Origin of the sequence: Halomonas sp. ND22Bw (assembly GCF_003011945.1) — a bacterium.
In the GTDB taxonomy this organism is placed as follows: domain Bacteria; phylum Pseudomonadota; class Gammaproteobacteria; order Pseudomonadales; family Halomonadaceae; genus Halomonas; species Halomonas halophila.
Genome location: NZ_PXWD01000538.1, coordinates 1 through 308 on the forward strand (window position 1 = coordinate 1; position 308 = coordinate 308).

General features: G+C 67.5%; 1 pseudogene. It reads right to left on the reverse strand.

Going from position 1 to position 308, the window contains the following annotated elements:
- Positions 1-308 (reverse strand): annotated as a pseudogene (locus tag CVH10_RS19275) (IS21 family transposase); the annotation flags it as partial.

Below are 308 nucleotides of genomic sequence, written 5' to 3' on the forward strand. Positions count from 1 at the left end.
CGGGAGAGGATGTTGAGGATCAGCTCGTCGCTGGCCGTTCCGTTCGCCAACGCTTCGCGCACGGCAGCCTCTACCGGCTCCAGGCCATCGGTGAGCACCGCCGAGAGGACCCGCACGAACCTGCGATCGGCCTCGTCCCCGGTGCCGAGCCTTCGCCGTAATCGGTGCAGGGCGGGCGGCAGATCCCAGTCCTGGAACGGTGCGCCGTTACGCAGCGCGCCGGGCTTGTGCGCGAGGACCGGCAGATAATGCCAGGGATCGTATATCGTGCGGTTCCGACCGAAGTGGCGCTCATGCTCCCCGACGAT